General features: G+C 65.8%; 16 protein-coding genes and 1 tRNA gene. 7 read left to right on the forward strand and 10 right to left on the reverse strand.

The annotated features are described in order from the left end of the window. Positions 1-479: 479 nt before the first annotated feature. A complete protein-coding gene (locus AC5RUU_RS15580) occupies positions 480-1,244 on the forward strand; it encodes an SDR family oxidoreductase (RefSeq protein WP_493976109.1) in 765 nt (254 codons plus the stop codon). Between the two features lie 21 nt (positions 1,245-1,265). On the opposite strand, the gene AC5RUU_RS15585 is transcribed toward AC5RUU_RS15580, so the two are convergent. The 3 genes from AC5RUU_RS15585 to AC5RUU_RS15595 are packed head-to-tail and all read right to left on the reverse strand — an operon-like array spanning position 1,266 to position 4,313. Then, the gene (locus AC5RUU_RS15585) at positions 1,266-1,643 is read right to left on the reverse strand and encodes a sterol carrier family protein (RefSeq protein ID WP_493976110.1); all 378 of its coding nucleotides are present in this window, start codon (positions 1,641-1,643) and stop codon (positions 1,266-1,268) included. 38 nt (positions 1,644-1,681) lie between these two features. Further along, entirely contained in the window at positions 1,682-2,698 is a 1,017-nt protein-coding gene (locus AC5RUU_RS15590; protein ID WP_493976111.1) for an asparaginase, read from the reverse strand. 46 nt (positions 2,699-2,744) lie between these two features. Further along, positions 2,745-4,313 carry a molybdopterin-dependent oxidoreductase gene (locus AC5RUU_RS15595; RefSeq protein WP_493976112.1) on the reverse strand — a complete coding sequence of 523 codons (1,569 nt, stop codon included), beginning with the start codon at positions 4,311-4,313 and terminating at the stop codon, positions 2,745-2,747. Between the two features lie 100 nt (positions 4,314-4,413). On the opposite strand from AC5RUU_RS15595, the gene purD reads away from it, so the two are divergent. After that, positions 4,414-5,730: a phosphoribosylamine--glycine ligase gene (gene purD / locus AC5RUU_RS15600; RefSeq protein WP_493976288.1), complete on the forward strand. Its 1,317-nt coding sequence runs from the start codon at positions 4,414-4,416 to the stop codon at positions 5,728-5,730. Between the two features lies 1 nt (position 5,731). Further along, positions 5,732-6,670 carry a phosphoribosylaminoimidazolesuccinocarboxamide synthase gene (locus AC5RUU_RS15605; protein ID WP_493976113.1) on the forward strand — a complete coding sequence of 313 codons (939 nt, stop codon included), beginning with the start codon at positions 5,732-5,734 and terminating at the stop codon, positions 6,668-6,670. Positions 6,671-6,704: 34 nt separating this feature from the next. Here AC5RUU_RS15605 and AC5RUU_RS15610 read toward each other — a convergent pair whose 3' ends face one another. Continuing rightward, positions 6,705-7,982, reverse strand: a complete 1,278-nt coding sequence (locus AC5RUU_RS15610) for a helix-turn-helix domain-containing protein (RefSeq protein WP_493976114.1) — start codon at positions 7,980-7,982, stop codon at positions 6,705-6,707. Between the two features lie 131 nt (positions 7,983-8,113). On the opposite strand from AC5RUU_RS15610, the gene AC5RUU_RS15615 reads away from it, so the two are divergent. Beyond that, positions 8,114-8,356 (forward strand): hypothetical protein, encoded by a 243-nt coding sequence (locus AC5RUU_RS15615; RefSeq protein ID WP_493976115.1) that lies wholly within the window; start codon positions 8,114-8,116, stop codon positions 8,354-8,356. A 179-nt stretch (positions 8,357-8,535) separates the two neighbouring features. Here AC5RUU_RS15615 and AC5RUU_RS15620 read toward each other — a convergent pair. The 5 genes from AC5RUU_RS15620 to AC5RUU_RS15640 all read right to left on the reverse strand — a co-directional run bounded on the left by AC5RUU_RS15620 (position 8,536) and on the right by AC5RUU_RS15640 (position 15,806). Next, a tRNA-Pro gene (locus tag AC5RUU_RS15620) sits at positions 8,536-8,612 on the reverse strand. 76 nt (positions 8,613-8,688) lie between these two features. Next, the gene (locus tag AC5RUU_RS15625) at positions 8,689-10,515 is read right to left on the reverse strand and encodes an ABC transporter ATP-binding protein (RefSeq protein WP_493976116.1); all 1,827 of its coding nucleotides are present in this window, start codon (positions 10,513-10,515) and stop codon (positions 8,689-8,691) included. Continuing rightward, positions 10,512-12,320 (reverse strand): ABC transporter ATP-binding protein, encoded by a 1,809-nt coding sequence (locus AC5RUU_RS15630; protein ID WP_493976117.1) that lies wholly within the window; start codon positions 12,318-12,320, stop codon positions 10,512-10,514. Before AC5RUU_RS15630 ends, AC5RUU_RS15625 begins: the two co-directional genes overlap by 4 nt. Positions 12,321-12,461: 141 nt before the next feature. Then, the gene (locus AC5RUU_RS15635; protein WP_493976118.1) at positions 12,462-13,406 is read right to left on the reverse strand and encodes a metallophosphoesterase; all 945 of its coding nucleotides are present in this window, start codon (positions 13,404-13,406) and stop codon (positions 12,462-12,464) included. 6 nt (positions 13,407-13,412) lie between these two features. After that, positions 13,413-15,806: a transglycosylase domain-containing protein gene (locus AC5RUU_RS15640; protein ID WP_493976119.1), complete on the reverse strand. Its 2,394-nt coding sequence runs from the start codon at positions 15,804-15,806 to the stop codon at positions 13,413-13,415. Between the two features lie 37 nt (positions 15,807-15,843). Here AC5RUU_RS15640 and sp36 point away from each other — a divergent pair, with 37 nt between their 5' ends. Genes sp36 through AC5RUU_RS15655 form a run of 3 tightly spaced genes read left to right on the forward strand, consistent with a single transcriptional unit; the run spans position 15,844 to position 17,461 of the window. Then, the gene (gene sp36, locus AC5RUU_RS15645; RefSeq protein WP_009359196.1) at positions 15,844-15,999 is read left to right on the forward strand and encodes a Sp36 family protein; all 156 of its coding nucleotides are present in this window, start codon (positions 15,844-15,846) and stop codon (positions 15,997-15,999) included. Between the two features lies 1 nt (position 16,000). Continuing rightward, positions 16,001-16,534, forward strand: a complete 534-nt coding sequence (locus AC5RUU_RS15650) for a RidA family protein (protein ID WP_493976120.1) — start codon at positions 16,001-16,003, stop codon at positions 16,532-16,534. 15 nt (positions 16,535-16,549) lie between these two features. Further along, the gene (locus AC5RUU_RS15655; RefSeq protein ID WP_493976121.1) at positions 16,550-17,461 is read left to right on the forward strand and encodes an NUDIX hydrolase; all 912 of its coding nucleotides are present in this window, start codon (positions 16,550-16,552) and stop codon (positions 17,459-17,461) included. Here the strand turns inward: AC5RUU_RS15655 and AC5RUU_RS15660 are convergent. Next, positions 17,458-17,640, reverse strand: coding sequence for a hypothetical protein (locus AC5RUU_RS15660; RefSeq protein WP_493976122.1), 183 nt, complete (start codon positions 17,638-17,640; stop codon positions 17,458-17,460). The genes AC5RUU_RS15655 and AC5RUU_RS15660 overlap by 4 nt on opposite strands. Positions 17,641-17,736 lie beyond the last annotated feature (96 nt).

Consider the following 17,736-nt stretch of genomic DNA (forward strand, 5'->3'; position numbering starts at 1 on the left):
GGACTCAACCCACTCCGCAGTCTCTTCCGGATCACGATCAGGCAGCTGGTTAGTCAACCCGCTGAGGATATGGGAGGTATCTTCTCCTGCAGCCACGGGAGCCTCATTTCATCGTCGAATGGCCCATGTTTTCGTATTGTGGGAAAACATTCTTGCTCTACGAGATTAGCGACGCATGTCCGCGAGGGTCAACAAGGCGAGCCCGCCAGCTGTGGTGAAGCGCTCCGGCGCCCCCTGCGAACCAATTGTGACCGGAGGGCGGCCTGTCCTCCCGCTTGACCGCTGGTGACGCAGGTCATACTCTTGCTTTCACTGTTCAATATCCTGCTTCCGCACAGTGGAATAACAGAAGCGACGCAAGGCCGGCCCACCATCCCGGATCCTCCCGGAACTGAGACACCTATGCAGCTTGCTCCACCGGCTGGCATTGACGCGCTAGCAACACATTCAGACGCGCTAGCAACACATTCAAGGAGAACATGGTGAACCATGCACGTCCCGCCGGCCGCGTCGCCGTTGTCACCGGGGCCGGCTCCGGCATCGGCCGGGAGGTGGCCCGGCAGATGCTGGCCGACGGGTACCGGGTGGCTCTCGGAGGGCGCCGGGAGGCGCAGCTGAATGAAACGGCGGCCGGCAGCCCGGACGCGCTGGTGGTGCCGTGCGACGTCACCCGGACCGACGACGTCGAACGCCTTTTCGAGGCCGCGCGGCAACACTGGGGCCGGGTGGACGTGCTGTTCAACAACGCCGGCGTCTTCGGTCCGGCAGCCAGCGTGGACGAGATCAGCGTGGACGACTGGAACGCCACGGTGGCCGTGAACCTCACCGGGGCCATGCTGTGCGCCGCGGCCGCCGTCAGGGCCATGAAGGCCCAGGAGCCGCAGGGCGGGCGGATCATCAACAACGGCTCCATCTCAGCGCATTCGCCGCGCCCCCGCACCGTGGCATACACCGTCACAAAGCACGCGATGACGGGCCTGACCAAGAGCATCGAGCTGGACGGGCGGGCCTTCGGGATCACCTGCGGCCAGATCGACATCGGCAACACGGCCACGGACATCATGGACACCATCGGCGTTGGTTCCGGCGCGCTCCAAGCGGACGGAAGCCGCCGGGTGGAGCCAATGTTTCCGGTGGCGGACGCCGCCCGTGCCGTGCTCCTGATGGCCGGCATGCCGCCAACAGCCAGCGTGGGCTCAGTGGTGGTAACGGCCGCGGGCATGCCCTTCATCGGCCGGGGCTGACATCCTTCCGGGGCTGGGGGGCTAGAGGGGTAGGAGTGCCGAAAGGTCCGCGCGCAGTCCCGACGCCGCCACGTTCCCGGCCGCGACGGCCTCTGCCCAGCCCAACAGTCCGGTCACCATCCCCAGCCAGGTGGCGGCGTCGCACTCAATGACATTGGGCGGGGTGCCGCGGGTGTGCCGGGGACCTTCCACGCACTGGGTGACGCCGTAAGGCGGCACCCGCACCTCCACCGAGTTGCCCGGCGCGCGGGCGGTGACTTCCTCCAGCGAGTACCGTACCGCCGTGGCCAGGACGGTGCGGGGCAGGGGAGCGTCCGACGGCGATTCGGCGGCTTTCCGCCACGCCGCCAGTGCCGCTGCGCCTTCCTCCACGTCGATCCGACGACGGGCTACGGCCATGCGTCGAGGCCTCCTTTGTATCAGTTCCGATGTACCACTCAGTCCAGCAGTGCCGATACCGCGGGGCCGAGGCGGATCTTGCCCACCGGCCGCCCTCCGCCCATTACGGGTTCCACGACCCTTTCCAGCACGCCGGCAACGGCCGGGATATCGACCGCGCCGGCTGCAGCAAGGAGCGTCAGTGCCACCAGCGAGGTGGCCCTGACGTTTCCGTCCAGGATCTTGACGGCCACGGAGACTCCCTGCGCGGTGGCCATGGCCAGGACTCCTTCGGCCCCAATCTTGGCAATGATCCCCAGCTCGTCCATCACCATCGTGTTGGCCTCGCCTGCACCCTGCACGGCCCACGGGTAATCCAGCATGGACGTTGCGATGGTGGCGGCCCTGGCGCTGAAACTCTGGTCGCCTGGAGCCTTTGCCAGCTGGGAATAGCCCCTGGCAACGCCTTTCAGCGAGACCGCGGCCACGGGGGCACCACAGCCGTCGATGCCCAGGTGGGCGATCTTCTCGCCCGTGTATTCCTCGATCACCGTGCGGACCCGCTGCTGCAGCGGGTGGTTCGGCTCAAGGTAGCTGTGGGTGTCCCAGCCGTTTTCGGTGCAGGCCCAGAGAAAGGCGGCGTGTTTGCCGGAGCAGTTGAACGCCAGGCGGGACTTGCCCTTTTCCGAGCGCACCAGCCAGTTCCGGGCGGTCTCGTCCTGCGGCCACGCCTCCGGGCACTGGAGCTGGTCCTCCCGGACTCCAGCTGCCTTCAGCATTCCGGCCACCACATCCATGTGGTCCAGCGAACCCGTGTGGCTGCCGCAGGCGATTGCCACTTGGGCTCCCCGCAACGGGACCCCGGACTGCATGGCTGCCAGGGCCTGGAACGGCTTCAGGGCAGACCGCGCATAAATGGGTGTGTTGATGTCGCCCAGTTCGGTGACCACGGACCCATCGGCGGAGAGCAGGACGGCTGAGCCGATGTGCCGTGACTCCACGAAACCGCTGCGCTCGATCACGGCCAGTTCGACGGCGGAGTCCACGGTGAAGGTGGCGTGCGGATTGTGCGGCATGGTGCCAGTCTATGGGCCGCCCCGGGGAATACCGCGGAACGCGGTGCTACTCCACCGTTACCATCACGGACTGCCAGCCGGACGCGCCGTCCGGAACGGGGTCGGCGCGCTTGTCCGTCTGCACCTCGCCGGTGCCGTCCGTGGCCCGGACCTTGACGTAATGCGTGCCTGGCGCCGCATCCCATTCATAGGACCACTGGCGCCACGTAACGAGCGATGCCTCGGTGGAAAGCTTGGCCTCAACCCAGTCAGCATTGTCGATCTGGATCTCCACTTTCGTGATGCCGCGGGTCTGGGCCCAGGCGGTGCCGCCGACAGCGACCTTTCCGGCCGGAACCTTGGCGAACGGTTTGGGCACGTCCACCCGGGCCATCGTCTTGATGGGGCCGCGTTCGGACCAGCCACGCTCGGTCCAGTAGGCCTTGCTGTCCGCGAACCGGGTCACTTCCAGGTCCACCACCCATTTGGTGGCGGAGACGAAGCCGTACAGCCCGGGGACCACCATCCGCACGGGGTACCCGTGCTCCAGCGGCAGCGGCTCATCGTTCATCCCGATGGCGAGCATGGCGTCACGGTCGTCCTGCAGTGCCTCCAGCGGGGTCGAGGCGCTGAAACCGTCGATCGAGGTGGAAAGCACCATATCGGCACCGTCCCTGGGCCGGGCCTGGCGAAGCACCTCCCGGATGGGGAGACCCAGCCACTTCGCGTTGCCTGCCAGGTTGCCGCCCACCGGATTGGAGACGCAGGTGAGGGTCACGTGCGACTCGATCAGGTCGGCGTCGAGCAGGTCCTGGAAGGTGAGGCGCACTTCCTCCTCCACCAGCCCGTGCACGCGGAGCTCCCACTCGTCCGCGTTGATTTCCGGAACGCTGAGGGCTGTATCGATGCGGTAGAAGTCCCCGTTCGGTGTCACCCAGGGTGGTACGCCGGCAACCGCAGACTGCACTCCGGCCGGGACGGCCGGCGCCGATTTGGCCGGGGACGGCAGCTGGAGGGCCTCGCGGGCCCGGGCGACGCTGCTCCTTGCGGCACCGAGCAGCCGGCCACCCGCAGCCGCGATCCCGGCGGCCGTCGCGGTGATGCCGGCCGCTGCGAAAAACCGGCGCCGGCTGGTCCCCGCCTTCCGGCCGGCAGCGTAGGCAGGAGCCTCCGGCCGGGACTTCATCCCGTGCAACGGGGCCAGCAGCAGCCGCAGCATCACCAGGCCCGAGAGCGTCCCGAGCACGCTGGGCACCGCGTCAACAAGGCCGACCCCCGCGCGGGTCACCACGCTTGCCACAATCACAGCGCCCATGAACAGGACGCCCAGGACGCCCAGGACCCACCGCCTGTAGGCAGCGACGCCCAGGACGCACGCGAGCGCGGCAATGGTCAGGCCCATGCCCACGAACAAAGCCGCCTTATCGTTCGTCCCGAACGTGGCGATGGCGTAATCCTTGAGCCACGCGGGGGTGAAGTCGATGAACGTCGAACCCAGGGCGATAACCGGCGTGGCGCGGGCAGTGAAGAAAGCGCCGGCCAGCTCCGCAGCGGCGAGGACGACGGCGGCCGCCACCACCCCTGCCAGCGCGGCCAGTGCGGCGGGACCTTTGAGCCAGTTCCGGAGCTTCATCATGGCAGTAGTTCGGAGCGGTGCCGGCGGCGGACTTGTCGGGGCAGGCGCGAAGGTTCACAGCTTAGGAGCGGGCAGGGTCCACAAAGTACCCTTGGAGACTGTGAAGGTACTCGTCATCGGCCCCGGAGGCCGCGAACACGCCATTGTCCGCTCCCTGCTCGCAGACCCCAACGTGTCCGAGGTCCATGCAGCGCCCGGCAACGCAGGCATCAGCAAGCTGGTCCCCACGCACAACATCAACGGCAACGATCCTGACGCCGTGGCCAGGCTCGCAACCAAGCTCGCCGTTGACCTGGTGGTGGTGGGCCCCGAAGCTCCGCTCGCCGCGGGCGTGTCCGACGCCGTCCGGGACGCCGGGATCCCCGTGTTCGGACCGAGCAAGGCGGCCGCCCAGCTGGAAGCGTCGAAGGCCTTCGCCAAAGAGGTCATGGCCGAGGCGGGCGTTCCCACCGCCATGGCCATGGTGGCCTCCAACGCCGAGGAAGCTTCCTCTGCACTTGATACCTTTGGGGCCCCCTACGTAGTGAAGGACGACGGTCTCGCCGCCGGCAAGGGCGTGGTGGTCACCAGGAGCCGCGACGAAGCCCTCTCCCACGCGCAGTCCTGCTTCGACGCCGGCGGCTCCGTGGTCATCGAGGAGTTCCTGGACGGACCCGAGGTCTCCATCTTCGTGCTCTGCGACGGCCGCAACACCGTGGCCCTGTCCCCGGCGCAGGACTTCAAGCGGATCTTCGACAACGACGAAGGCCCCAATACGGGCGGCATGGGTGCCTATACTCCGCTGGAATGGGCGCCCGAAGGGCTGGTGCAGGAAGTCCTGGAACGGGTGGCCCAGCCCACCGTCAACGAGATGGCCCGCCGGGGCACCCCCTTCGTGGGCGTCCTGTTCGTGGGGCTCGCCCTGACCTCACGCGGGACCCGCGTCATCGAATTCAACGTCCGCTTCGGCGACCCGGAAACCCAGGCCGTCCTCGCCCGCCTCAGGACGCCGCTCGGTTCCCTGCTCCTCGCAGCCGCCAAGGGCGAATTGGACAAGGCGGAAGAGCTGCGCTGGGCGAAGGAAACCGCCGTCGCCGTCGTGGTCGCGTCCGAGAACTACCCGGACACCCCCCGTACGGGCGACCGTATCCGCGGGTTGAAAAAGGTGGAAGCGCTGGAAGGCGTCCACGTCATCCACGCCGGGACGGCCCTGGACGAGGAGGGCAAGGTCATCTCGGCCGGCGGCCGGGTGCTCGCCGTCGTCGCGCTCGGCAGTGACCTGGTGGAGGCCCGCGAACGTGCCTACGACGGCGTGGAGCTGGTCCAGCTGGAAGGTTCGCAGTACCGCAGTGACATTGGAGGAAAAGCGGCGCGCGGGGAAATTACAGTTCCCTTCGGGGCCACCGGTTCCCTGCCCGTGACGAAAGCGAAGGCCTGACATGACGGACACCCCCGCACCCCGCGGCTTCAGCACCAGCACCCTGGACCTGCCGGGCTGGAAACACGTCTACTCCGGAAAGGTGAGGGACCTCTACGAGCCGGCTGACGAGTCCATCCTCCGGCAGGTGGGCCAGGAGTGCGTGCTGGTGGTAGCCAGCGACCGCATCAGCGCCTACGACCACGTACTGTCCAGCGAAATTCCGGACAAGGGCCGCATCCTCACCCAGCTGAGCCTCTGGTGGTTTGACCAGCTGGACGTGGAACACCACGTGCTTGCCTCGACAGTCGAGGCCGGTGTGCCGGCAGAGGTTGAGGGCCGTGCCATGATCTGCAAGAAGCTGGACATGTTCCCGGTGGAATGCATCGCGCGCGGCTACCTCACAGGGTCCGGGCTGGAGGAGTACCGGGCTTCCGGAACCGTCTGCAGTATTCCGCTGCCAGAGGGGCTGGTGGACGGTTCCCGGCTGGAGCACGCCATCTTCACGCCGTCCGCCAAGGCTGAAGTTGGCGAGCATGACGAGAACATCACCTATGACGCGGTGGTTGCCCTCGTGGGGGACGACATCGCCGCCAGGCTGAGCGAGCTTACGCTGAAGATCTACACGACGGCGGAGCGGATTGCGCGCGGGCGCGGCATCATCCTCGCCGACACCAAGGTGGAGTTCGGCTACGATGCCGTTTCCGGGTCGATCACCCTTGGCGATGAGGTGCTGACGCCCGATTCCTCGCGGTTCTGGGATGCCGCGACATACAAGCCGGGCCAGGCGCAGCCGTCCTACGACAAGCAGTACGTGCGGGACTGGTTGACATCTGCCGAATCGGGATGGGACAGGTCGTCGGATACGCCTCCACCGGCGCTCCCCGCTGAGGTTGTTGAGCGTACCCGTAGCCGTTACATCGAGGCTTACGAAAAGATCACCGGCAAAACCTTCGCCTGACGGAGCCCCCAGCTGCTCCCGGCTGACGGGTGGCTTAGCCGGCCTGCTTGGCCGGCTTGCCTGGTGACGCGGCGCGCTTCTGCGCCAGCCTGATCTCCAGGATCGCGTCCAGCGCCTGCTGGACGCGGTCCCCGGCCCCCGCGGCGCTGAAGGCCTTCTGCGCTTCTTCGAGGTGCACCAGGGCTTCGTCGGGTTCGCCGGCCGCCTTGAGGGACTTGCCCAGCAGGAGTGAAACCTCACCCGCCGTGTGCTTGGCCAGGGCGGCGCGTTCGGCATGGATCTCGCGCAGCTTCTCGACGGCGGCAACAATGTCCCCGGTGAGGTAAAGCCAGCGGGCGCGAATGAAGGCGACCTCCAGCTCGTCACTCTTGGTCCCGCTGACAATCGAAAAAGCGAGCTCGGCGCGTTCGATGGAGGACAGGGTTTCGGGCTCCACGATGCCGGCCTGCAGGCGGACGGCGGCCGATGCCTTATTGAAGCGTGCCCACATTTCGATGTCGTTGGCGGGGGACAGCAGTTTGGCTGCCCGCTCGTGGTGCCTGACGCCTTCCACATAGTCGTGGCGCATGAATGCCACGTTGCCGATGACCCACGCCAGCTCGCCGGCAAGCTGCGTCATGGCCTCTTCATCAACCGAGTCATGCAGTTTCTGGCAGTACTTCCACGCCTCGTCAAGGCGCCCGCTCTCTGCCAGGGCCCCGATCAGGACCCGCAGGGCGCCGGTGATGATGGTGGAACTTTTTGGCAGCTGCTCTGACAGCCTGACCGCTTCCATCGCCTCATCAACAGCGGCCGGCAGCTGCCCGCGCCGCTGCAGGACGGCGGCAAGCATTTGGTGGGCGCGGACGCCCAGTCCTACCGACTCCCTGGCCATCGGATGCTCGACCAGCCGCTCGACGATCCGTTGGCACTCCTCGAGGTCGTCGTGCCGCATCAGGCACTCCGCCTGCATGTAGGTCATGTTCCACCACGCGCTCGTGTTCCTGCCTTCGAGCGCGAGTTGTGCGGCAGCGGCGGCGTGGCTGGCTGCCAGCGGATAGTCCCGGAGATCCCAGGCCTGCCTGGCGTAGAGACCGGCCAGGACGTATTCGGCGTCGCTCGCGGAAATCGGCTGGCTCCAGGCCTCCAGGGCCTTGGGTGCCAGCTCCAGCCGGCGGGCCAGTTCCTCGATGACCTCGGCCGTCGGCTCCCTGCGGCCGGTTTCGAGCAGTGAAATGTAACTGGGGGAGTAAAGGTCCTTCCCGAGCTCGGCTTGCGTGAGGCCACGCTCCAAGCGCTCCGCCCGGAGCTTTTCCCCGAATCCATTGCCCACGGGATTTCCTCCTTGTTCCGGACGGGTTCAGAAATAGCGCTTGACAGCGCCTGTGGAAAACATTTTACAATGTATGTCAACAAGGGCAGTGCTGACTTTGTAACGAATCCGACTCGTATTGAGGAACCAACATGTTGAAGAAATTGGCCACGGCCGCCGTCCTGGCGGGCGCCCTAGCATTCTCTGCCGCGGCTCCGGCCGTCCTGTCTGCGGGTTCTCTGGCGGATAATTCCGGTACTGCTGTTGCCACCGGCAACTGGCCGAACCCCATGTCCACCAAGGACAAGAAGAAGGACAAGAGCACCGACACCAGCACTGAGACCAGCGACACCTCGTACACCACGTACACAGGAAACTGGCCCAACCCCATGTAAGGGCTTCCTCAACCAAGGAGGCGAAGGCAAAGCCCCGGAGCAGCAGCTCCGGGGCTTTTCTTTACCCGGAGCGGCGTGTCAGCCATGCATAGTGGCCCGGGTCCTTGACTTGCATACTCGGGATGGCCTGGTGTAACGAAACGAAAAAGAGGGCCCCCATAGGAGACCCTCTTTCGTTATGGTCGGGATGACAGGATTTGAACCTGCGACCTCTTCGTCCCGAACGAAGCGCGCTACCAAGCTGCGCTACATCCCGATCCGCTGCAAAAGCAACTTTACAAGGATAGCTGATCCCTGCTCCGGATGTGAAATTGGGTCCGGCTGAATCCCGGCTAGACCAGGGAGTCCTTCCAGGCGCCGTGGAGTTCTGCGAACCGGCCGCCGCCGCCGATCAGGTCAGCCGGACTGCCGTCCTCCACGATGCGGCCGTCTTGCACCACCAGGACGCGGTCCGCGGTTTCGACGGTGGACAGGCGGTGCGCGATGATCAGGGCCGTCCTGCCGGCGGACCCGGTCCCGGCGAGCAGCCGGGCCAGCCCGTTCTGCACCAGTCGCTCGGAAGGGATGTCCAAGGACGAGGTGGCCTCATCCAGGATCAGCACGGCCGGCTTCGCCAGGAATGCCCTGGCAAAGCTGATGAGCTGCCGTTGGCCGGATGACACCCGCCCGCCGCGCTTGTTCACGTCGGTGTCGTAGCCTTCCGGCAGTTCCATGATGAAGTCGTGCGCGCCTACGGCCCTTGCAGCTTCCTCGATCTCCGACCGGGATGCCTCCGGACGCCCCAGGGCGATGTTCTCGGCCACCGAGCCGCTGAAGAGGAAGGCCTCCTGCGTGACCATCACGATGTTCCGCCGCAGGTCCGTGGTGCTCAGGTTCCGCAGGTCCACGCCGTCGAGGGTCAACGAACCGGAGGTGACGTCGTAGAAGCGGGCGATCAGTTTGGCAAGGGTGGACTTTCCGGCGCCGGTCTGCCCCACTAGTGCGACGGTCTGCCCGGCAGGGATGTGCAGGTTCAACGTGGGAACGATGACCGGGCCGTCGCCATAGCGGAACTCCACGTCCCTGAAGTCGATCCCGCCCCTGGCATTTTTCAGTGCTACCGGATTTTTGGGCGGCCGGACGGTGGGTATCTCTTCGAGCAGGCCCGAAACTTTCTCGAGGGCCGCCTGGGCGCTCTGGAAAGAGTTGTAGAACATGGCCATCTGGTCCACCGGCTGGAAGAAGCGCTTGGTGGAAAGGATCAGGGCAAGCAGCACGCCCACGGCAAGGTCACCGTTGAGGACGCGGAAGCCGCCGAAGAGCAGGACCACGGCCACGCAGACATTGCCGATCAACACCAGCCCTGGCTGGAAGATGCCGTTGAGGTTGATGGAGCGGACGGTGGCCAGCCGGTAGTCCTCCGCCAACTGCCCGTAGGTCCCAGCGTTTTCCTTTTCCTTGCGGAATGCCTTGACGGCGCGGATGCCGGTCATGGTCTCCACGAAGTGCACGATCAGCCGGGCGGACACCACCCGGGACTGCCGGAAGGCGATCTGGGAGTGTTTCTGGTACCAGCGGGCCAGGAAGAACATGGGGACGCCGGCGGCCAGCACCAGCAGCCCGCTGCGCCAGTCCAGGGCGAAGACCGTGACGGCGGTGAAGACCATGAACAGCAGGCCCGAGGCCAGGGAACTCACCCCGGAATCGAGGAGTTCGCGGAGGGCTTCAAGGTCTGAGGTCTGCCGGGCAATGATCCGGCCGGAGGTGTACTTCTCGTGGAATTCGAGGCTGAGCCGCTGCGTATGGCGGAACACCCTGACCCGGAGATCCAGCAGCATCGACTGGCTTAGCTTCGCGGTGGAGGTGACATACAGGGCGGTGAGTCCCGCCGTCGCGATGGCTGCCAGGAGGTAGGCGGCGCCGGTGAGCACCAGGGGCAGGTTGTCCCCGGCGCGCAGGGCGGGCAGGGCGTTGTCGATGCCGAAGGCGATGAGCGCGGGTCCTGCCACGCGCGCCGCCTGGGAGAGCACCACCGTGGCGATGGTTAGCCAGAACCGCACCCGCACGGGACGGATCAGTGAGCGCAGCAAGGCGAGCGACCGCCGTCGTAGTGCCCGGCTGTCGCTCTTGCTGAGGTGGGCGTTGTCCTCGTTGGCCGTGCCGAAGGTGGCCGTGCTCATCGGATGACTTCCTCTGCGTGGTCCTCGAGCTCCGAAAGCTCCGAGTCCAGGTCCCGGGGTTCCTGGTCCAGGCTGGCAATGACGTACCGGTAATGGTGGTTGCCTGCCAGCAGCTCCGTATGGGTCCCAACGGCGGTGATGCGGCCCTCCTGGAGCAGGGCCACCCGGTCTGCAAGCGCCACGGTGGACGGACGGTGCGCCACGATCAGGGTGGTGGTGTCCTTGAGTACTTCCCGCAGCCGGCCCTCCACAAGTTCCTCGGTGTGCACGTCCAGGGCCGACAGGGGATCATCCAAGACCAGGACCCGGGGGCGGGCTGCGATGGCCCGGGCCAGCGCTATCCGCTGCCGCTGGCCGCCGGAGAGGCTGAGTCCTTCCTCGCCGATCAGGGTGTCCAGGCCTTCCGGGAGGGAGTAGGCGAAGTGCGCCTGGGCGACGTCGAGCGCTTCTTCCAGGACTTCGTCGCTGCGTTCCGGGGCGCCCAGCAGCACGTTGTCCCGGACGGAGCTGGAGAACAGCGTTGTGTCCTCGAAGGCCACACCCACGATGCGCCGGAGCTCCTCCACATCGAAGTCGCGGAGGTCCACGCCGTCGATGGTGATGGCACCGCCGGTCACGTCGTACAGCCTGGGCACCAGCTGGATCAGCGCACTTTTGCCGCTGCCCGTGATGCCCACCAGGGCCATGGTTTCGCCGGGCCGGACCTCCAGGCTGATGTCCTTGAGGATGGGCTTGTCCGGGGCGTCGTCGAAGGCGAACGTGGCGTTGCTGAAACGGAGCGCTCCCGCCAGCTGGTGCGGCCTGCGAGGCTCCGGCGGGCTGGTGATGGTGTTCTTCGTGTCCATCACCTCGTAATGGCGGTCGACGGCGGTTTTGGCCGTGAGTGCCATGGCCAGCAGCATGCCGGAGAACTCCACGGGGGAGGCGATGACGGCAGCCGTGGCAAAGAAGGCCACCAGCGCGCCGATGCTCAGCTGGCCGCTGGCGCACAGCATGACGCCCACCACCAGCCCGGCGCCGAGGGCGAGTTCCGGCAGGAGCGTGACCACCATCGTGAACGTTGCCTGGTGCCGGGCCTTTTCGATTTCCGTCTGGCGGAGCTCCTCGGCCTGCTCGTTGAAATTTTCGAGGGCTTCACGGCTGCGTCCGAAGGCCTTCAGGACACGGATGCCGTGGACCGACTCCTCCACGGTGGTGGCGAGGTCGCCGGCCTGGTCCTGGCTGCGGCGGGCTACTTTGCTGAAGCGCGTCCGGAACCGGAAGCTGTACGCCATGATCGGCACCGCGGCCGCCAGGAAGATGAGCGCGAGCTGCCAGCTCATGGCGAACATGACCGCGATGCCGATGATGACCGTGAGCGTGGTGACCACCAGCATGATGGCTCCGAAGGCCATCCAGCGGCGCAGGAAGTTCAGGTCCGTCATGGCACGGGAGAGCAACTGGCCCGAACCCCAGCGGTCGTGGAAGGAGACTGTCAGGTCCTGCAGGTGGCCGTAAAGGGACACCCGCATTTGGGTTTCCACCGTGGTGGCGGGGTTGATGACGAACTGCCTGCGGAGGGCCACCAGCACGGCCTCTGCCACGCCGAGGACCAGGATAAGCGCGGCGGAAATCCAGACCGCTTCCGTGGCGCCGCCTGGTTTGAGTGATTCATTGATGAGCACCCGCAGGACCTGGGGAATCGCAAGGGCAACGACGCTGGCCAGAAGTGCGCACAGAAGCCCCAGCAGCAGCCGGGGGATGATGGGGCGGACATGGGGATAGAGGCGGCTGATGGATTTGAAAAATGGAGTTTGCCTGGCCATGCCCGCTTCTCAAGCTCTAAATCGAATGTAGTTTCCCGTAGCAACTACCTTATGCCATGCCGTGAGACGGTTCACAGGGAGTGGAGCAGGGATGGCGCGCTTGTCCAGTTATTACGTTCCGCTATGGATCCGTCCTGCCGGCTAGGACGGGGACGTGAGCGTCAGCAGGACGGCCTCGGGTTTGCAGGCGATCCTTACCGGGGCAAAGCGGGAGGTGCCGATGCCGCCCGAGACGTTGACCGGCGTCGTACTTCCGTTGCTTGACCAGTCGTTCAGGCCCTTCGCCCGCCAGGTGGGGAGGTCGCAGTTGGACACCAGCGCCCCGTAGCCCGGGATGCACAGCTGGCCGCCATGGGTGTGGCCGGCCAGCAGGAGGTCCGCCCCGTTCTCGGTGAAGTGGTCCAGTACGCGCTGGTAGGGCGCGTGGGTCACGGCGACTTTGAGGTGGTGGTTGGAGTCCTGGTTGACAGTGCCGCGGGGCCAGCCCGCATAACGTTCACGGTTCAGGTGGGGATCGTCCACGCCGGAGAAATCAAAGCGCATGCCGTTGAGGACAACCGACTGGTGGCGGTTGGTCAGGTCGATCCAGCCGCTCATCCCGAATCCGGAGCGCAACCGCGGCCAGTCCAGCGCGACGGGCCTGGGCTTGACCTTGGACGGGCCCAGCAAGTAGGAGGCAGGGTTCTTCAGGCTTGGGGCGAAGTAGTCATTGGATCCGGGAACGAAAACGCCGGGGAACTCCAGCAGTGGCCGCAGCGCCGCCAGCAGCGGATCCACGGCTTTGGCGTGGCTGAGGTTGTCGCCCGTGTTCACCACCAGGTCGGGTTCAAGGTCGGCCAAAGACTCCAGCCAGGCGGCCTTCTTCTTCTGGCCGGGGACAAAGTGGATATCACTAAGGTGAAGGATGCGGAAGGGGCTCCGGCCGGGAGGCAGGATCTCCAGGGTCTCCTCGCGGAGGACAAATTGGTTCCTCTCCCACAGCCCGTAGCTGAAGGCGGCCAGCCCGGCGGCTGCCCCGGTTCCTGCCGTGACGGCAAAGCCGCGCCCGACAGAGCGGGCGCGGCTGGCCAGGTCATTCATGGTCATGGGCGGCTAGCCGTTTCCGTTGCCGCTGTCATCGCTGTCATCGCTGCCACCGTTCCCGTTTCCGTTCCCGTTACCGTTGTCGTTGCCGGTCGCCGGGGGTGCGGGCTGCTGGGTAGCCGGCGCTCTGGGCGCCGGCGCCTGCGTTGCCTGCGGAGCAGTGGTGCCCGGCGTGGTGCTGCGGGTGGAACCGTTGAGCAGGTTGCTGGGCGGTGCCGGGAACGGGTCTGTTCCATACGCCGGGGCGATCTGCGACATGAATCTTGAGAACATGGGGCCGGCGATCATGTAGCCGTCAATGCCCTGGTAGAACTTGCCGTTGACGGTGATGTTCTGGCCTGGCCGGAGTTGGTTGCCGAGTGGGTCACCGAACCACGCGGCGGTTGCCAGGCCGGTGGTGTGGCCGACAACCCAGGTGGACCCGTTGTTGTTGGACGTACCGGTCTTGGCGCCGATCGGGAAGCTGGTCCTGGTGGAGATGCGGGGCTGGATCAGCGAACCCGAACCGCGGTTGAGGACTTCCTGCAGGGCGTAGTTCACGCCGCGGGCCACCTCGGGCTTGATGGCATCCCGGCAGCTGGTGGACTGTGCCGGCAGCTGTTTTCCGGTCTGGTCCGTCACTGACGTGATGGCGATCGGCTCGCAGTACTTGCCGTCGTTCGCGAAGGTAGCGAAGGCGCTGGCCATGGTGAGCGGTGCGGTCTGCGTGGAGCCCAGCAGGTTGCCCAGCGTGGACATGTTGATCTTCGGGTTGGGGTCGGCAATGTTGCCTGCATCATTGAGCTCGATGTTGCCGTCCTGGTCCAGCTTGGGCAGCCCGCTGTGAAGCCCGACGGCGTCCACCACCTTTTGGATTCCGCAGAAGTCCAGCTGGGCTGCTGAGGCAAAGGTCACGGTGTTGATGGAGTTGTACAGGCCTTCCAGCACGGACAGGGGGCGGTACCACTGCGGCTCGGCGTTCTGCAGGTCATCGGCCGTACCCAGGCCCTGGTTCTTCTGTGCGGTGCTGTAGCCGCCGGTCACCTTGCCGCAGGTGTGGCGCCAGGGGAAGCTGAGCGGGTAAACGCGCTGGGCTGAATTCACCACGGTGTTCATGGACTTGCCCTCGTTGAGCCACTCCGCGAAGGTGAACGGCTTCATGGTGGAGCCCGGCTGGGCGCCGCCCAGGCCGTTGAGGTCGTTGCCGTCCTTGTCCAGCTTGTCCACGTTGAAGTTCACCTGCGAGTCGAAGGACCCTTCGGCGGGCAGGAAGGTGGTGTTCTGGGCCATCGAGACGATCTTGCCGGAGTTGGGCTGCACGGAAACCATCGCGGCGCCCCACTTGTCCGGATTGGCTCCGGCGGATGCGTTGACCTGTTCCTGCGCCGCGGCCTGGGCCTTCGGGTCCAAGGTGGTGGTGATGGTCAGGCCACCGCCGTAAATCAGCCGCTCCCGCTCTTCGCGCTCGGCACCGTAGGCGGGATTGTTCTCCAGCAGGTGCAGCACGTAGTCACAGAAGTACGGGGCGGAGGACGCGTAGGCACAGCCCTGCTTGGGCTGGGTCACCTTGGTCTCCACGGGGGTGGCGACGGCAGCGTCGTGGTCGGCCTGGGTGATCTTGCCCTGGTTGAGCATGAGTCCGAGCACCAGGTCACGCCGCTGCTTGGAGCTCTCCGGGTTGTTAATGGGGTCGAACGCGGAGGGGCTGTTGACCAGGCCGGCGAGCAGCGCAGCCTGGGGGAGGGTCAGGTCCTTGGCTGAGGTGCTGAAGAAGAACCTGGAGGCGGCTTCGATGCCGTAGGCGTCGCGGTTGAAGAACACGATGTTCAGGTAGCCCTCAAGGATCTGCTCCTTGCTGAACTCCTTCTCGAGGGCGATGGCAAGCTTCATCTCGCGGAGCTTGTCGCCGACGCCCTTGTTCACGCCGTTGAGCTTGATCTGGTCCTCGTTGCCTTCGGCCGCGAGGTTGGCGTTCAGGACGTTGTTCACGTACTGCTGCGTGATAGTGGAAGCGCCCTGCCGGTTGCCGCGGGCGGTGCTCACCAGCGCACGGAGGATGCCCGTGGTGTCCACACCGCCGTGGTCATAAAAACGGCTGTCCTCGACGGCGATGACAGCTTCCTTCACGAACGGTGAAATCTGGTCCAGGGCAACCTTGGTGCGGTTTTCCGTGTAGACGCTTGCGAGCTCGCTTCCGTCCGCCGCCAGGATCCTGGTGGTCTGGTTCGGCGGGTCCACCTTCAGCTCTGCCGGAAGGGTGTCGAAGAACTCGATGGAACCGCTTGCAGCGCTGCCCGAAACGGCGGCCGCCGGAACCAGCAGGCCGGCTACCAGGACACCGCAAACCGCACTCACGCCAAGGAAAACTAGGATCTTTCCGAGGGTGGTGGCAGTATCGAATAAGGGGTTCTTACGAGTCGCCATGTTTTCCACTTTACCGGCAAGGACTAGTCTTTCTCTCATGACCAAATGGGAGTACGCGACGATTCCGCTCATTATTCACGCCACAAAGCAGATTCTGGACCAGTGGGGAGAGGACGGCTGGGAGCTCGTCCAGGTCGTCCCCGGCCCTGACGGGAACGGCCTCGTTGCCTACCTGAAGAGGGAGAAACAGTAGCATGAGCACCCCCGCAGAAGCCCGGTCCGGCGCGGCCACGGCCCCCATTTCCGCCGTCGAGCAGCGGCTCGCCGAACTCGGATTGACCCTTCCTGAAGTGGCTGCACCCGTGGCCGCCTACGTCCCGGCAGTGATCTCCGGCAGCCACGTCTACACCTCCGGGCAGCTTCCCTTTATTAACGGCAAACTCGAAGCTACCGGCAAGGTGGCGGCCGGCGCCGAAGGCTCGGCTGATGAGCCCACGGTTTCCCCCGAGGATGCCCAGCGCTACGCCGCCGTGTGCGCCGTGAACGCGCTCGCGGCAGTCAAGAGTGTGATCGGGGACCTGGACCGCATCACGCGGATCGTGAAGGTTGTGGGATTCGTCTCCTCGGACCCGTCCTTCACCGGGCAGCCGGCTGTCATCAACGGCGCGTCCGAACTCCTGGGCCGCGTCCTTGGTGACGCAGGCCAGCACGCGCGTTCCGCCGTCGGCGTTTCTGTTCTTCCGCTCGACTCGCCGGTAGAAGTCGAACTGATCGCCGAATTCAGCTAGGACCGGTCGCTTCCCTTGCCACAGCTCGCCCGACGCCTTTTTGCACTTCCCCAGGATCTTGAAGGGGCAGCGCAGAGCTGGCTCGAACACGGCGAACGCACCCCCCGGGCTGCGCGCTTTGCATCGTCCGTGGTCCTGTTGCGTGATTCCCCCACCGGCCTGGAAACGTGGCTGGCCTACCGGCCCGGTTCCTCGCCGCTGGGGGTTCTTGCGTTCCCCGGCGGCTCACTTGATGCCGCCGACGACGACGCCATCGGCTGGCTGGGCCCGTCACCGCAGTATTGGGCCGAGCAGATGGGAACGGACGACGTCGGCCTGGCCCGCCGGCACGTGGTGGGCGCCATCCGCGAACTCTTCGAGGAGACCGGCGTGCTGCTGGCCGGCCCGGACATGTCCAGCACGGTCGAAGCCACGTCCACCGCCGAATGGATGCGCGCCCGCATCGCTGTTGCGGAGCAGGAAAAGACGTTCGCCCAGGTCCTGGACAAGCGGGGGCTGTCGCTCCGGACCGACCTGCTGAAGTCCCTGGTCAACTGGCGCAGCCCGGACTTCGCCCACCGCAGGTTCGACACCCGCTACTTCGCGGCCACGGTGCCCCTTGGCCAGGAGCCCACGCTGATGGAAGGCAAGGGAGTGTGGGGCAGGTGGGTCAACGCCGCCAGGGTCATCGAGGAACGGAACACCACGATCCTCGGGGAAGAAGTGGGCCAGGACAACACCGTGGGACGCACCCTCGGCGAACTGCTGGTGCCCGGTTCAGAGATCATGCTCGAGAAGATGGCCACGGCCAACGGCTGCATCGCCTACCTGAGCTACAAACGCAAGGCGCACGTATACAAACCCACCCTGGTAGTGGAAGACGGCCGGATGCTCCTCGAAGTGGAAGCCGCCAAGACCACGCCCGGCGATCCCCAGCGCGAACGCTAGATCCTGGGCAGCGTGGAATAGGGGCGGCTGGGAAGCGTCCCCGCTGTCCACGGCCGCACGGAGGGCTCCGGCGGAACATCGCCCCGGCCGTCGCGGACCACAAGGACCACCGTCCCTGCAATAGCGGCCAAAGACGCCAACCCCAGAAGGATCAACAGGACAAACACAGCCACAGACATCGCCATGCACCTCTAGCGTCAATTTTACCGCCGGCACCCAGACGCTCTATCACTTTTGGCGCCCTTTTCCTCAACGCTCTATCGCTTTTGGCGCCC

This window comes from Arthrobacter sp. K4-10C (assembly GCF_059090085.1).

What these genes read in the sequence shown, in the direction of transcription:
- AC5RUU_RS15625 (WP_493976116.1), bottom strand. Translation starts at nt 10,515, where the DNA reads ATGAGCACGGCCACCTTCGGCACGGCCAACGAGGACAACGCCCACCTC.
- AC5RUU_RS15650 (WP_493976120.1), top strand. Translation starts at nt 16,001, where the DNA reads ATGAGCACCCCCGCAGAAGCCCGGTCCGGCGCGGCCACGGCCCCCATT.
- AC5RUU_RS15605 (WP_493976113.1), top strand. Translation starts at nt 5,732, where the DNA reads ATGACGGACACCCCCGCACCCCGCGGCTTCAGCACCAGCACCCTGGAC.
- AC5RUU_RS15660 (WP_493976122.1), bottom strand. Translation starts at nt 17,640, where the DNA reads ATGTCTGTGGCTGTGTTTGTCCTGTTGATCCTTCTGGGGTTGGCGTCT.
- sp36 (WP_009359196.1), top strand. Translation starts at nt 15,844, where the DNA reads ATGACCAAATGGGAGTACGCGACGATTCCGCTCATTATTCACGCCACA.
- AC5RUU_RS15630 (WP_493976117.1), bottom strand. Translation starts at nt 12,320, where the DNA reads ATGGCCAGGCAAACTCCATTTTTCAAATCCATCAGCCGCCTCTATCCC.
- AC5RUU_RS15615 (WP_493976115.1), top strand. Translation starts at nt 8,114, where the DNA reads ATGTTGAAGAAATTGGCCACGGCCGCCGTCCTGGCGGGCGCCCTAGCA.
- AC5RUU_RS15595 (WP_493976112.1), bottom strand. Translation starts at nt 4,313, where the DNA reads ATGATGAAGCTCCGGAACTGGCTCAAAGGTCCCGCCGCACTGGCCGCG.
- AC5RUU_RS15635 (WP_493976118.1), bottom strand. Translation starts at nt 13,406, where the DNA reads ATGACCATGAATGACCTGGCCAGCCGCGCCCGCTCTGTCGGGCGCGGC.
- AC5RUU_RS15640 (WP_493976119.1), bottom strand. Translation starts at nt 15,806, where the DNA reads ATGGCGACTCGTAAGAACCCCTTATTCGATACTGCCACCACCCTCGGA.
- AC5RUU_RS15590 (WP_493976111.1), bottom strand. Translation starts at nt 2,698, where the DNA reads ATGCCGCACAATCCGCACGCCACCTTCACCGTGGACTCCGCCGTCGAA.
- AC5RUU_RS15585 (WP_493976110.1), bottom strand. Translation starts at nt 1,643, where the DNA reads ATGGCCGTAGCCCGTCGTCGGATCGACGTGGAGGAAGGCGCAGCGGCA.
- AC5RUU_RS15580 (WP_493976109.1), top strand. Translation starts at nt 480, where the DNA reads ATGGTGAACCATGCACGTCCCGCCGGCCGCGTCGCCGTTGTCACCGGG.